Source organism: Pedobacter sp. UBA5917 (genome assembly GCF_002432345.1).
In the GTDB taxonomy this organism is placed as follows: domain Bacteria; phylum Bacteroidota; class Bacteroidia; order Sphingobacteriales; family Sphingobacteriaceae; genus Pedobacter.
Map to the genome: position 1 here is coordinate 26,326 of NZ_DJDT01000127.1, position 13,611 is coordinate 39,936.

At 39.1% G+C, this 13,611-nt stretch carries 12 protein-coding genes; 1 reads left to right on the plus strand and 11 read right to left on the minus strand.

From position 1 onward, the window contains the following. Positions 1-117: 117 nt before the first annotated feature. From B2V92_RS07735 to B2V92_RS07785, 11 genes are all read right to left on the minus strand, one after another. The gene (locus B2V92_RS07735; protein WP_293306518.1) at positions 118-3,522 is read right to left on the minus strand and encodes a glycosyltransferase; all 3,405 of its coding nucleotides are present in this window, start codon (positions 3,520-3,522) and stop codon (positions 118-120) included. A 294-nt stretch (positions 3,523-3,816) separates the two neighbouring features. Then, the gene (locus B2V92_RS07740) at positions 3,817-4,686 is read right to left on the minus strand and encodes a pirin family protein (RefSeq protein ID WP_293306520.1); all 870 of its coding nucleotides are present in this window, start codon (positions 4,684-4,686) and stop codon (positions 3,817-3,819) included. A gap of 78 nt (positions 4,687-4,764) precedes the next feature. Beyond that, complete coding sequence (locus tag B2V92_RS07745) at positions 4,765-5,295, minus strand: YceI family protein (protein WP_293306522.1); 531 nt, start codon at positions 5,293-5,295, stop codon at positions 4,765-4,767. Positions 5,296-5,577: 282 nt separating this feature from the next. Next, the gene (locus B2V92_RS07750) at positions 5,578-6,165 is read right to left on the minus strand and encodes a Crp/Fnr family transcriptional regulator (RefSeq protein WP_293306524.1); all 588 of its coding nucleotides are present in this window, start codon (positions 6,163-6,165) and stop codon (positions 5,578-5,580) included. 12 nt (positions 6,166-6,177) lie between these two features. Continuing rightward, complete coding sequence (locus tag B2V92_RS07755) at positions 6,178-6,336, minus strand: FeoB-associated Cys-rich membrane protein (RefSeq protein ID WP_082458743.1); 159 nt, start codon at positions 6,334-6,336, stop codon at positions 6,178-6,180. A 435-nt stretch (positions 6,337-6,771) separates the two neighbouring features. After that, a complete protein-coding gene (locus B2V92_RS07760) occupies positions 6,772-7,959 on the minus strand; it encodes a hypothetical protein (protein WP_293306529.1) in 1,188 nt (395 codons plus the stop codon). An 87-nt stretch (positions 7,960-8,046) separates the two neighbouring features. Next, positions 8,047-8,664: a hypothetical protein gene (locus B2V92_RS07765; protein WP_293306531.1), complete on the minus strand. Its 618-nt coding sequence runs from the start codon at positions 8,662-8,664 to the stop codon at positions 8,047-8,049. Positions 8,665-8,672: 8 nt separating this feature from the next. Then, on the minus strand, positions 8,673-9,500 hold the full coding sequence (locus B2V92_RS07770; protein WP_293306533.1) for a type 1 glutamine amidotransferase: 828 nt from the start codon (positions 9,498-9,500) through the stop codon (positions 8,673-8,675). Positions 9,501-9,507: 7 nt separating this feature from the next. Further along, a complete protein-coding gene (locus B2V92_RS07775; protein WP_113949947.1) occupies positions 9,508-10,608 on the minus strand; it encodes a carboxylate-amine ligase in 1,101 nt (366 codons plus the stop codon). A 29-nt stretch (positions 10,609-10,637) separates the two neighbouring features. Beyond that, positions 10,638-11,693: an ATP-grasp domain-containing protein gene (locus B2V92_RS07780; RefSeq protein ID WP_293306536.1), complete on the minus strand. Its 1,056-nt coding sequence runs from the start codon at positions 11,691-11,693 to the stop codon at positions 10,638-10,640. Between the two features lie 124 nt (positions 11,694-11,817). After that, on the minus strand, positions 11,818-12,525 hold the full coding sequence (locus B2V92_RS07785) for an esterase family protein (RefSeq protein ID WP_293306537.1): 708 nt from the start codon (positions 12,523-12,525) through the stop codon (positions 11,818-11,820). 181 nt (positions 12,526-12,706) lie between these two features. On the opposite strand from B2V92_RS07785, the gene B2V92_RS07790 reads away from it, so the two are divergent. After that, the gene (locus B2V92_RS07790) at positions 12,707-13,519 is read left to right on the plus strand and encodes an alpha/beta hydrolase (protein ID WP_293306539.1); all 813 of its coding nucleotides are present in this window, start codon (positions 12,707-12,709) and stop codon (positions 13,517-13,519) included. Positions 13,520-13,611: the final 92 nt, after the last annotated feature.

Genomic DNA, 13,611 nt, shown 5'->3' on the forward strand with positions numbered 1-13,611 from the left:
TCAACGTGACAAATTTATAAGGTAAACCTAGTTTATAATACAACCTCTCCTTACTTGTAGACTTCCGAAGTTTGCCTGGGCTCAGGCCCTGAGACTTCGGAAGTCAGCTTGATTTTTTTAAGCGGTTTGCTCTTTTACGTTACCTGTTCTTTTTAAGGTACCCCATGTTTCCAGCTCGCCTTTTATCGCTTTGCGGAAAGAACGGAATAACACTACATACATCAACTGTCTCCAGAAAAAGCGCTGAGGGAAAATGTAAAGCAGGTTTTTATATTTCTCATTTTCCATGCGGAAGGCAATTGCTGCGAAAAACATATCCACTACAATAAAGATGATGTAATAAAACAGCACCTGCCCAAAACCGTTATGCAGACTTAAAATTCCTGAAAAACCGGTTAAGGTTAAATTATTGATGGCACTTAACGAAAATAAGCCACTGATTAAAGAAATCAGCATGAAAAGATCGGCCAGTGGAGAAAATAGTGGTAAAATAATCTGATAGATCAGGATATTCGGCATTCCCACCATTCCAAAATAGCCGTATTTCTTGTTAAGCAAGGTTTTTCTGTTTTTCCAAAAGCTCTGCATTACACCAAAACTCCAGCGGAAACGTTGTTTCAGTAACATATTTACTGTTTCAGGCGCTTCGGTATAGGCAATGGCGCTATCACAGTTTTTAACTTTATAACCTGCTTTTAAAATACGCATGGTTAAATCGCAGTCTTCGGCAAGCGTATCAACAGTAAATCCGCCAACTTCGAGAATTACATTTTTCCTGAATGCACCTATTGCACCCGGAACAACGGTAATGGTATTTAAAAGGTCGAAAGCGCGTCTGTCCATATTTTGGGCAGTGATGTACTCAATGGATTGCCATTTGGTGATGATGTTGTTGGTATTACCAACTTTTACCGTTCCGGCTACTGCTGCGATTTTTTCGCTGTAGAAATAACGCATCAATTCGGTAACTGCATCATCTTTCAATTGGGTATCGGCATCTATACAGATCACAAATTCAGCACTGGCTTTAGCAATTCCATAATTTAAAGCTGACGCTTTACCGCCATTTTCTTTCCTGAAAACCTTTACCTGCGGATGGTTGCCAAAATGTTCGTTGATGATTTCGAAGGTTTTATCTTTTGAACCATCATCTACAAAAATCAGTTCGAAATTAGGATAAGTGGTTTTTAAAAGACTGTTAATGGTATGCACAGCCGTAATTTCTTCATTATAAGCTGGGATAATGATGCTCACTTTTTCAGAAGGCTGCGCAATTAATTTACCCACATTGCGTTTTGCTCTCTTGCGCTGTCTGATGGCCAGATAAGCAATAAAAATGGTTCTTAAAATGGCCAGTACAATGGCTACAGAGAATATGATGTTCAAAATCATGTTTCCGTAGTAGAAGAAATTAATGAAAAAATAATCCCCTGAACCTGAGAAACCGCTATTGGCAGTTGATTTAACCGCTGGCATCAATTCTGACCTTTTTTTGCCCATTAAATCGCCAACAGTGGTAAAAGTATAACCTTTGGCTTTAAAGAATTTGATAATCCTTGGTAAAGCGGCAACAGTAGCTTCGCGGTTACCACCTGCATCGTGCAGTAAAAGGATATTTCCGTTATCCTGTTGTTTTACCACCTCATTAAAAATCTGATCGGCAGTTTTTCCTGGCTCCCAATCTTCAGGATCGATATATTCACCGATGTTGATATAATTTTCTTTACGGCTCTGTGCAACTGGCAAAATTTCGGAAATATTCTGTGGTTCGGCATCTGCATTAAATGGCGCGCGGAATAAAATGGTACTGTGGCCGGTAACTGCTTCGATTAAACGGCGGGTGGCATTCAGCTCAAACTGTACACGTCTTGGTCCGATGGCCGACATATCAGGGTGGAAAAATGTATGGTTCCCGATTTCGTAACCATCATTATATTCCTGCCTTAACAGTTCCATATTCTGCTCGGCCATAATACCCACTACAAAAAAACAGCCTGGTACTTTCTCCTGTTTTAAAATGTTCAGCACCTGTGGTGTATAAACAGGGTCGGGTCCATCATCAAAGGTCAGGGCTATTTTTTTATCCGCCTCCCCAAATCTTTTAATTACATATTGTTCCGGTAACCTGATGTATTTTTGATCAGCTATTGAAAAATCATCCTTGTTCAGGGTGAATTTTACACTACCTGGGGTGGGCGTAGAAATCAGATCCAGTATTTCACCATCTCCGATATAAGAAATGCCACCCATGTTGAGCGAAGATATTTTACGCAGATCGAAAGGTTTTTTCTTTAAGGTATCCAGGCTAAGATCATTTGAAATGAAAGACCATAAACGTTTATCCTCAGAGCCTAAACGCCACAGGGCAATACCCGCAATATCCCAATCATCAGCTTTACGGATGAGGTTAAAATAGGTTGCTGCATCGGTAAAATATACTTCGTGTTTGATACCACTACCATCTTTATAACTATAATTTAAATTGGCAGAAGCAGGGTTGTAGTTGATTTTACTTTTATAATTAACAGCCTTGGTCATGGCCTGTTCGTAAGTAATCGGTTGCCCAACGCTTTTGTCGGGCCAATCATAACCATAACAGGCTAAGGCTAAAATTACCTTATCGGCATTTACCTTACTGCAGATATCGTCGAGTTTTTCTTCTACCCATTCCTGGTGCGAAATATCACCGGCATTACTTTGATCGGTATGTTGGTCATAGGCCATCAAAACAATATAATCGTTATAATTTTGGAGGATTTCGGGTTTATAATCGTCGTTTTCCGGTGAAATATCCTGTGAAACAATCAGTTTTTCGGCATGGAACTGATTGTACAGATTTTTCATGAAAGCATTAAAGTTGTCGCTATTTTCGAGGTTAAGCTCTTCAAAATCTATATTGATACCACTATAGCCATATTTTTTGGTAACAGCGATCAAATCATAGATCAACTTTTGCTGCGCAGGTAAATCATTTAACAAACGCCTTACTGCTGCACCATCCCAATGGTCTTTATTGTAATTGGAAACCACAGCAATGGCCGATTTTTTGCCTCCATGTATTACTTTCAATGCTGCTGTATCAACCTTATCAACTATCGAATCGCCGTTTAGGAAGAAAGATTCTGTGGCCACCATATCTAAATGGCTGATATTGCGTTTTAAATCCGATATTGATGATTCTTTACTTTCAGCCCAGCTTACATAAAAAGCCATATTAATCCGTTTACTATTGCCGCGATGGGTAAGGATACGGTGCTCGCGGTCTTTTTTTATTTTTTGAAGTTTTGATTTTTCAATCGCAAAATCCTTGTACTGCTGCGATTTCTTTAATTTATCCAGCTGTTTCTGGGTTAAAGGCGAATTCGTATCAATAAATGGTAAATTGGGAGCCTGTACCGACGATAAGGTGTACACTACGCAGATGATTGCGCCAATGAAAACTAAAAAGAATGTACGGCTTACCCATGTAAAAGTATTCCAGCGTCTTTTAGTCTCAGTTTGAAATATTTGTTTTCCGGACATTTTTCTGTTCTGATTTATAACCAAAAATCACTAACGAATATGAAGATTGAATGAATGATGAAAAAGAAGCGGCTGGGATGAGTGATCGTTAGTTTGTTCTAATATACTGTTTTTATGGCTGTATTTTTAAACAGGCATAAAAAAGCCGGCAGATTTTATAAAATGCCGGCTAAAATATATTGTTAGTAAACTGATTTTTGATAGAATTGTCACCCTGAGCCTGTAGAAGGACCTTTTTAACCTCTACAAACCGTTTCGACAAGCTCAACGTGACAAAACTTAGCGGAATTTGCTTTACTCTTCTAAATAACCAAATCTGCCCTGGTTATAATCTTCAATTGCCTGATGGATTTCGGCCTCGGTATTCATTAAAAAAGGGCCGTATTGCACAATTGGTTCGTTAATAGGTGCTCCGCTTAAAATCAGGATCACACTATTTTCCAAAGCCTCTATCTTAATTTCTTCACCTTTGTTATCGAAATGGATGAAGTTATCTGCCGTTATATTTTCGGATCCATTAATCCTGATCGAACCTTCAATCACCATAAAACCTGTATTAAAGTTTTCAGGGAAATTAAAAACAGCTTCTCCACCTTTATTCAATCGTGCATTATACAACTCGATAGGGGTGAAAGTACTTGCATTACCCTTTATATCCTTGTAACTGCCCGCAATGATCTCAATCTTTCCTCCATTTTGAGGTAAATTAAAGTGTGCCATATCGGCCTGTTTAATGGCCTGGTATTTTGGCCTGCACATTTTATTCGCTGCCGGAAGATTTACCCAGAGCTGTACCATTTGAAAAGGTCCGCCTGTTAAGCTATAGTTTTCTTCGTGGTATTCTTTATGCAGTACACCACCGGCCGCTGTCATCCATTGTACATCGCCCGGATAAATTATGCCACTGTTTCCCGAACTATCGTGATGCGCAACTGCACCATGATAGGCTATGGTTACGGTTTCGAAACCTCGGTGAGGGTGTACGCCAACACCACGGGGCTTTTTCCTTGCCGAAAACTCGATTTTTGATCCATAATCCAATAAGAAAAACGGACTCATATCAATCTCATAACCGCTCGGAAAAAAATTATGTACCCTGAACCCATCGCCAACCATGTGAGGCGCAGGAGCTTTAAGTACGTTTTTTATTTGTTTTGTTTCCATTACCTTCTAATTTTTAAGGCATGGCGCATAGCGCAGGGAGCACTTTACAAAGCTCCGTGCACTTTGCTCTATGCTAAATTATGCCTGTTTCACAAACTGTAATTCGCCTAAAATGCGAACTTCTTCACTTACCATTACACCACCGGTTTCTAAAGCGGCATTCCAGGTTAGGCCAAATTCAGAACGGTTGATTTTTCCGCTCAAGGTAAATCCTGCTTTTGTATTTCCCCATGGATCGGTAGCAATACCACCAAACTCGGCAGTTAATTTTACAGGTTTGGTTTCGCCTTTAATGGTTAAATCTCCTTTAACTGTATAATCATCGCCGTCTTTTTCTACTGAACTAGACTTGAATTCGATGTGCGCGAATTTTTCTGCATCAAAGAAATCGCCGCTCTTTAAGTGGTTGTCACGGTCTGTATTTCCGGTATCAATCGAATCGATATCACCTTTGAAAGAAATTTCTGCATTTTCGAATTCGTCACCTTCAGATGTTAATTCGGCAGAGAAAGATTTTAAACTACCGGTTACAGTAGTAATCATTAAATGTTTTACTTTAAATTGTAATTCGCTGTGGGTTGGATCTAATGTCCATTTTGTAGTTGCCATATCCTTTGTTTTTTGAGATGTTTAATATTTACAACACAAAAGTACAGCGCAGGTTTCGACTTGGGATTGATGTATGGTAAGTAATGAAGGGAAGGAATTGATTGATTGTTAAATTGTTGGGAAGGAAAGAGCTATTTCTTTGTTTAAAATTCACTCAATTGTTGTAAGGTTGAAAAGTTTGAAAACCATTCGTTCATTCAAAACTCAATCATTCATTCATTAAATTGTTTGGAATGTTGGAAACCATTTATTCATTCAAAACTCAATCATTCAAAATTAAAATTAAGGCTTAAAATGTTTATTTGCGAGTTCTTTTCTAACGCGGCTTAATGATTCGGGAGTAATACCCAGGTAAGATGCGATCATCCATTGGGGAACGCGCAGGGTAAGGTTGGGATAAAGTTTAATAAAATCGAGATAACGTTCTTCGGCTGTTGCACTTAAAAGCATGTTGATCCTTTTTTGCATAAAGCGGATGGAGTTATGCAGCATGGTTACATTTAAGGCAAGCAAGCAGGGAACTTTACGGGCGGCTTCGCTCATAAAATTATCTGGAACAATAACGGATTCTGTGGCTTCAATGGCTTCGATAAAAAAATCGGAAGGTTCGTTGTGCATCTGGTTACGGTCTGAAATAAACCAGTTTTCGGGTGCAAACTGAATAATATGTTCTTTGCCTTTGGCATCAATGGAGTAAGATCTTAACAAACCTTTGCCCACAAAAAAACCATATTTCAAAATGTCACCTTTATATTGTATGATCTCGTTCTTTTCGAATTTCTTGACCTTTAACGGCCCTGAAATACTATCGAACTGTTCATCAGTTAATTCTATCTTAGACTGAAAATATTCCTTAAACTGATGGATCATAAAAATGGGACGTTATTTTTTTACGGGCTTAATATCGGAAAAATCTACGCCACATTTGCAATTTCCGCCACATCCATCTTTTTTTACCTGTAAAGATTTAAAAACCAAACGGCCAACATATACCAATGCTACCGCAAAAAGTAAAAAGACTAAAATCGTTTGAATATCCATAATACAAATATAAGTGCTTTTAGTGCTTTGGTGTTCAGATGAATGTAAATATATTGCATGGGTATGTAACCGCAAAGTAAGCAAAGCTTTTCGCTAAGGGGGGCCAAGTAGAATGCTTGTTTTACCACAGAGAGAACCGAGTTTTACACTGAGGGCTCGGAGTGAGGTTTTACAGCCTTAGTTGGATATTTAACCTTTTCTTAGTTAGGTTTTAAATGGCCTTTTAATTTAAGTGGTCGTCACCCTGAATTTATTTCAGGGTCTTTCATGCTAAAGCTGGATGCGAATTAAATCTGCCACGGATTCACTGAAAACACGGAAAAATTATTTCTCTGCGTACCTCTGTGCCTTCTCTCAGTGCACTTTGTGGTTAAGTAAAATATTTTTGCGTGCCTTTGCGGCTTCACTTAGCGCGCTTTGCGGTTAAAAAGAGAATCACTCCTCCATAAAACCAATTGTGCCACCAACCCAGTCGAAATCGGCATTATAACGTACACCGATCATTTTGCCCCTGCTTAACCTGGCGAGATTAATGCAAAGTTGGGGTTCACCACCATCGGGCCATAAATACATCATCCTGATTTCGGCCTTTACACCACCATCTAGGGCCTCAATAGCTGGCTCGTAGTTTACTTTACGCTGCAAAATCCAGTTTTCGGGATCTTTTATATTGGTAATGTCTGTTTCTGTAACATCAATAATCACACCCATACCTGCAAAAGAAAACAATGGCTTTAGTACATAGTTCTCTAAATCAGGCGGAATGGCTATTATTTCGTTCAGAAAACGTGTTTCAGGTACAAATTCACTTTTTAAAAAAGGCATGGTATACTTGCTGATCCGGTAGAACCAGTTGGGATGCGTTACCCATTCGATATCGAGCTCTTCGCGTGGATCAAAACTATTTTTAAAAATTTCGGTATTATCGGCAACTTCGTCAAAAATCAGTCGATTATAAATCCTTTTTAACTGGATCTGTTTGCCACTTTCTTCGTAAAATAACTGTTTGCCTATCTTTTTTATATCTTCCAAAGCCAGAATTTTGATGCCCAATAATTTCTGGGTGACGAAAAAATCAATCGCCGTTTTTTGGTTTGGCGCATCTACATCCATCAGGGCAACTTCTTCGGGTTGGTGTTTGCCTATAATCACTTCTTTAAGCAGCTCAACGTATTTTTCTTCGTTAAAGCCATTTAAAAAATAATTCACCGAATTGTCTATATCAAAACTTGTTTTAAAGGTTTTAGCCAGGTGGTGCTGAAAACCGTACAACGAAGGAAAGCCCTGCATTTCGATCAGCATTGGCGTGAGTTCGCCATCTTTGTTTTTACAGATCCCAAAATCGAAAGTTAAAAAATGGGGCTGCTCATTTTCATTGGGTACATTCCAGTCCGTAGGGATTGCTTTCTGTGTAAGTGCTTTAAAGTTGGACTGTTTTATCAGTTTTATGATTTCTTCGCCTGCAGCAATCAGTTTTTCTTTTAATGCCTTTGGAACAAAAATCGGGGTTTCAGCAACGCGGAAAGGAATTTCGGGATAACCTAAACCAAGTTGGGTTAAAAAAGTCTGATACTTTTCTGTAGTAAACTGTTGGTTGTATTTTTGGCGTTGTGCAGGTATCATAGGTTTATAATTTGATTTTGTCAACACTTAGAAAGTAACGCATCTTGATATAAATCTGTCAGTTTTAAATCGTGGTCGGCTATAAAACTACATTGAATAACCTTTGATTTCTTTTTTATTTATAGTGTCCTGATTTCGTCTTGCCTGCAAATAATGTTCTCTGGCTACTTTTTCAGCAAGATTTCCAATTGAAATTAATTCAATTTCCTGTTGAAGTTTTGTTGCGATCCAATTAAAAATCAAACAGCTCAAAACTCCTGTTAAAGCAAATTTCCAGTTAAAGAAAAAAGCTACCAATGAGATTAGGAAACCAGCAATAATGGAAAGTAAAAGCCATGTTTTCATGGTTAAAAAATTAACAGGTATAGCTAGTTCTTTTTGAAATTTTTTTATTTTCTTTCTACGCCCAATCCTGGAGAAAATTTCATCTAGACGAGTGCTGGGGCTAATATTTTTCCTGTCTATTTTTTGTGAAATAACAATCGCGTTGCGGATCTTATAAAATGCTTGTTGTACCGTACAGCTTTCTTCGTGTTGATATTTGATGTTCTTTTGAAAAACTTCACAGATGTCTCCAAACGTTTTAACTTCTACAAATGCCACTGGTGGCAATGTAATTTTAAAAGACGTCTTTATTTTAGCAATAGTGTATTCAATATCCTCTAGTTCGATATCTTCAAGTTTATAATCTTCCTTTATTTCCATAAATAAAATTATACCTCCTGCAAATTCCCAATTGCTTTCTGCAAAAAGTTGGGCAAAATAATACTATGTGTAAGTACAATCCTTGCCGGATCGTCTAAACTGTTCAGCATATCGAGGTACTTTTGTTCGCCGTGCATATCAACAATCGCTTTTTTCTTTTCTTCCTGTAACAAATACATTTTCATGCCTACCGGATCGGCCTCGGGATGGAACTGTGTGCCGATAATTTCGTCTGAAAAACGGATAGACATCATGCACCTTTCTAAATCAACATGTTTACGTTCCTTTTCGATAGCCAAAAGTTTGGCGCCTTTTCGTTCGAAAGCTTCGAAATCGGGTTCAATTACCTGCCAATCGCGGCTATCAACCGAAAAGAAAGGATTGGTGATGCCGCTAAAAATTTCATCTTTTTCGCCGTCTTCGGTTAATGTAATCGGGAAAATACCAAAAGCATTCGATCTCCTCTCGGTTACATTGCCCAACGCGTATTTTCTACAGGCTAACTGGAAGGAATGGCAGATTAAAAAAGCGTATTTTTTGCTGTCTTCGTTTTTCTGGTTAAAAGCTTCAATCTGATCGAGCAGGTTAAAGAAATCATTTTCCCATTTTTCGCCTTTACTTTCAATCGGGCTCCCCGGACCGCCGCTCGAAATATAGGCATCATAATCAATGCCCGGTATTTCGCCTTTTTGCCTTAAATCAAAAATATCGAAGGTTAAACCAATATGGTTTTCATTTTTAAAACGGGATAAAATCTCCTGAATCCCCCGCATGCCCTGATTCGGTGCGCCATTATTCATATCAATAACAGCTACCTTTAAGCTTCTTTTATCCATTGTAAAATTACTTTGCGCCTATAAGTGTTTGGGTGGTAATGTAATCTACCACGGCCTCAAAGTTACCAGTTTGCTGGTAAACAGCCAACTGCCTGTCGGCACCTGTACCATGCTCGAGGATTTTATGTACATAACTGATATCTTCGCGGCAACCCAGATCATCCACCACATCATCTACAAAATCCAATAATTCCAATACCAGGTTGCGGCAGTTTACTTCCATTTCCTTACCAAAATCGATCAGGTTACCATCAATACCATAACGGGCGGCACGCCATTTATTTTCGTTGATCAATGCCCGCGAATAACTGATAAATTCCATGTTCTGCAAGCGGAGTTTGTACAGTTTTGCACATAATGCCTGAAATAGTGCTGTAAATGCCATGGTTTCATCAATCAGCATCGGGCAATCACATATCCTGAATTCAACAGTATCAAAAAATGGATGTACACGGATATCCCACCAGATTTTTTTTGCGTTATCCATGCAATTGGTTTTAATCAGCAGCTTTACATAATTGTCGTAATCTTCTATGCTGTTAAAAATATCGGGAATACCTGTTCTGGGAAATTTATCAAAAATTTTAGTTCTGAATGATTTATAACCTGTATTCCGACCTTCCCAGAAGGGTGAGTTGGTTGATAAAGCAAAAACATGCGGCAAAAAATACCTCACCTGATTGGCGATATGGATGGCCAGCTCGCGCGATTGAAAACCTACATGCACATGCAGGCCAAAAATAAGGTTAGATCGGGCGGCTTCCTGCAGTTCGTTAACAATTTCGTTATAACGTGGATGCTCGGTAATCAGCTGTTTTTCCCAATGCGAAAATGGGTGTGTTCCGGCGGCGCCAATCCGCAAACCCTGTTCTCCGGCAAGCTGCGAAACGGTATAACGGAGCTGCGAAATCTCTTTGCGTGCTTCGGTAGTGGTTTTGCAGATACCAGTACCCACTTCTACCACGGCCTGGTGCATTTCTGCCTTTACCTGGTCTTTATGGATTTTTTGTGCAGCCTCCACAATTTTTTGGTCATGCGAAGTCAGTTCTCTGGTAACGGGATCAATCACCATGTACTCTTCTTCTATGCCCAGTGTAAACTCGTTCATGTTAATATTGATTAGAATTTAAATCCCAATTATTTTTTAGGTGCTGCTTTTTTAGGTTTTGCAGGTACTTTTTCGGTTATGACGGCTTTTTTTGCTGTTGGGGCTTTCGCTACTTTCGGCGCTGCTTTTGCAATTAAAGGTTTACCACCAACCGAGGCTTTGATGTACTCGCCCCAGGTTAAATTGTCCTGACCATCTTTTTGTGCTTTTGCCCTTTCGATGGCGTAATTGGCCGTGGTTTCTACTACCCAGTCGAAATTTTCCTGACCAACACTTTTAATATCGGCATCGGGCGCAGGATTACAGAAATCGATCGCAATAGGCACTCCATCACGAACGGCAAATTCTACCGTATTAAAGTCGTAACCTAAATATTGGCATAACTTCAAAGTATATTCTTCTACTTTTTTAAGCAATTTCGGATCAGGCGATTTTCCTTCGGTTGCATAACGCAAATGGTGCGGATTGCGCGGATCGTACTGCATAATGCGTACATATTTGCCCCCTATGCAATAACACCTGAAATATTCTTCGAAAATGATTTCTTCCTGTAAAAGCATCACCAGTTGCTGTGTGCCGCTATGTTTATCAAAGAAATCCTCCTTATCATGTAATTTATAAACATCTCTCCAACCGCCGCCATCATAAGGTTTCATATAGGCCGGAAAACCCACATACTCAAAAATGGCATCCCAGTTTAATGGCATTTCAAGGTTTGAGAACGATTCGGATGTGGTTCCTGTTGGATGTTCCCTTGAAGGAATTAGTGCTGTTTTGGGCACAGGTACACCAATTTGTTCGGCCAATACGTTATTGAAAAACTTTTCATCAGCGCTCCACCAGAATGGGTTATTGATTACGGCAGTTCCGGTAATGGCTGCGTTTTTCAAAGATGCACGGTAGAATGGCACATCCTGCGAAATCCGGTCGATAATAACCGAATAACCCAAAGGTGCATTCTGAAATATTTTGTCGATTTTAACAGCCTCGGCAGTGATGCCCTTTTCTGCTTTCTGGTTGATCCTTTCAATTACGGCTTCAGGAAAAGAACGCTCCTGTCCGAATAAAATCCCTATTTTCTTCATCGGTATAATTAAGTTTAATTGTTTAACCCAATATGGTTAATTGTTTAACTGGTTAATCTGTTAATTGTTTGAGTGATACGATTTAATCGACTTCAGACTTAGGACTCGGGACTAAGTACTAAACCTAAAGCTGTGCAATATAATTTGGAAACATTTCTCTCCAGATCGGCCAATCATGATCGGCATTTTGTCTGATATCTAGCCAATGGTCGATTCCCTTTTTACTTAAAATGTCTGATAAACGCTCGTTATCCGGCCGGCACATGTCGCGGTCTGTTGTGCCCAAAACAATTTTCATATAATGCAGTTCAGGGTTACTGTTGTTCAACAGATAATCTACAGGATTGTTGAAATACACATCATCATTGTAGAAACCATCCAGTTGCCCCGAAATATCGAAAGCACCGCTCATACTGAACATATGGCTCACCAGCCAGGGATGCCGGAAAGCAAAATTTGCAGCATGATAGCCTCCAAAACTACAGCCGGCAGTAATAATTTTACTGTGCCCGGTTTCGTGCCGTGCTAAAGGAGCAACTTCTTCCAGTAAATACTTGTCGTACCAGATGTGGTTCTTAACCCGGTCTGCAGGATGGATACTTTTGTTGTACCAGCTCAATTTGTCGACGCCATCCGGACAATAGATCTTAATCTTTCCTTCATTGATAAATCCTTCAACAGAATCTATCAGTCTGAAGTCCTTATTTTCAAAATATCGCCCCATGCTTGTGGGGAACAGTAGGATAGGGATACCACTGTGACCAAAGATGAGCATGTCGATTTCGCCACTTAAATTCGGGCTGTACCATTTCTTATGTTCTTCTTTAACCATAATAAAAATTGAATGATTTAAGATATAAATTTAAATCTGTAAAAAGAATTGTTTAAGCCCCAAATTGATGTAAATCAAAGCTTATTGTAAAAATTAAGCTTTGGTAATTAATAGTTTAGCAAGATTTGTACCTTTGCCCCGAAATTCTGGGGCGACTTGCCACGTGTTAGGGGATTTGATTATGATGTACACAACAATTTTATCGGTAAAAGTTAATATCAACAACTTTAAAATTCCATCAGCTTACTTAAAGCACGAAGTGGAGATAGATATTTATACGCCTGAAGGTATTTTAGGGAACGAAAAAATAGAACTTTTACTGCTTAACGATGGTCAGGATGTAGCTAAAATGGATTTTAGCCGGATTTTGGAAGATGCCCATCACGGTAAAAGAAACCACAGGTTGGTTGTTGTGGCTATTAAAGCATCAGAGGATCGTTTAATGGAATATGGCGTTGCCGGAGTGCCCGATTTTAAAGGCCGCGGTGCCAAAGCACAAGCCTACAGCGATTTCGTAATCAAAGAACTGCTGCCTTTTGTTAAAAAGAAAATTGCGATGCCGATTTCGGGCAAAGTAGGTTTTGCTGGTTTTTCTTTAGGTGGTTTATCTGCTTTTGATATCGCATGGAACAATCCTTCTGCGTTTGATGCTATTGGCGTTTTTTCAGGTGCATTTTGGTGGAGGAAAAAAGATCTTGCAGATGGTTATACCGATGCCGACCGCATTATGCATGCGAAGATTGAAAATACTACTACCAAGCCTGATATGAAATTCTGGTTAATGACGGGAACGGAAGATGAAAAGGCCGACCGGAATAAAAACATGATCATCGATTCGATTGATGATACAATTGATATTGTGAAAATTCTTCTTGATAAAGGTTATAAAAGACCTGAGAATGTTTTTTATTATGAAAAAGTGGGTGGTAAACACGATGTACCCACCTGGGAAAGTGTAATGCCAGCATTTTTGGATTGGGCATTTGAGGTTTAGTGAATTCTATTTATTCTCCCGCGTTTCGTCACCCTGAATTTATTTCAGGGTCTTAATAGCAGGAAAGATGCTGAAATAAATTCAGCATGACG

What these genes read in the sequence shown, in the direction of transcription:
- B2V92_RS07735 (WP_293306518.1), bottom strand. Translation starts at nt 3,522, where the DNA reads ATGTCCGGAAAACAAATATTTCAAACTGAGACTAAAAGACGCTGGAAT.
- B2V92_RS07740 (WP_293306520.1), bottom strand. Translation starts at nt 4,686, where the DNA reads ATGGAAACAAAACAAATAAAAAACGTACTTAAAGCTCCTGCGCCTCAC.
- B2V92_RS07745 (WP_293306522.1), bottom strand. Translation starts at nt 5,295, where the DNA reads ATGGCAACTACAAAATGGACATTAGATCCAACCCACAGCGAATTACAA.
- B2V92_RS07750 (WP_293306524.1), bottom strand. Translation starts at nt 6,165, where the DNA reads ATGATCCATCAGTTTAAGGAATATTTTCAGTCTAAGATAGAATTAACT.
- B2V92_RS07755 (WP_082458743.1), bottom strand. Translation starts at nt 6,336, where the DNA reads ATGGATATTCAAACGATTTTAGTCTTTTTACTTTTTGCGGTAGCATTG.
- B2V92_RS07760 (WP_293306529.1), bottom strand. Translation starts at nt 7,959, where the DNA reads ATGATACCTGCACAACGCCAAAAATACAACCAACAGTTTACTACAGAA.
- B2V92_RS07765 (WP_293306531.1), bottom strand. Translation starts at nt 8,664, where the DNA reads ATGGAAATAAAGGAAGATTATAAACTTGAAGATATCGAACTAGAGGAT.
- B2V92_RS07770 (WP_293306533.1), bottom strand. Translation starts at nt 9,500, where the DNA reads ATGGATAAAAGAAGCTTAAAGGTAGCTGTTATTGATATGAATAATGGC.
- B2V92_RS07775 (WP_113949947.1), bottom strand. Translation starts at nt 10,608, where the DNA reads ATGAACGAGTTTACACTGGGCATAGAAGAAGAGTACATGGTGATTGAT.
- B2V92_RS07780 (WP_293306536.1), bottom strand. Translation starts at nt 11,693, where the DNA reads ATGAAGAAAATAGGGATTTTATTCGGACAGGAGCGTTCTTTTCCTGAA.
- B2V92_RS07785 (WP_293306537.1), bottom strand. Translation starts at nt 12,525, where the DNA reads ATGGTTAAAGAAGAACATAAGAAATGGTACAGCCCGAATTTAAGTGGC.
- B2V92_RS07790 (WP_293306539.1), top strand. Translation starts at nt 12,707, where the DNA reads ATGATGTACACAACAATTTTATCGGTAAAAGTTAATATCAACAACTTT.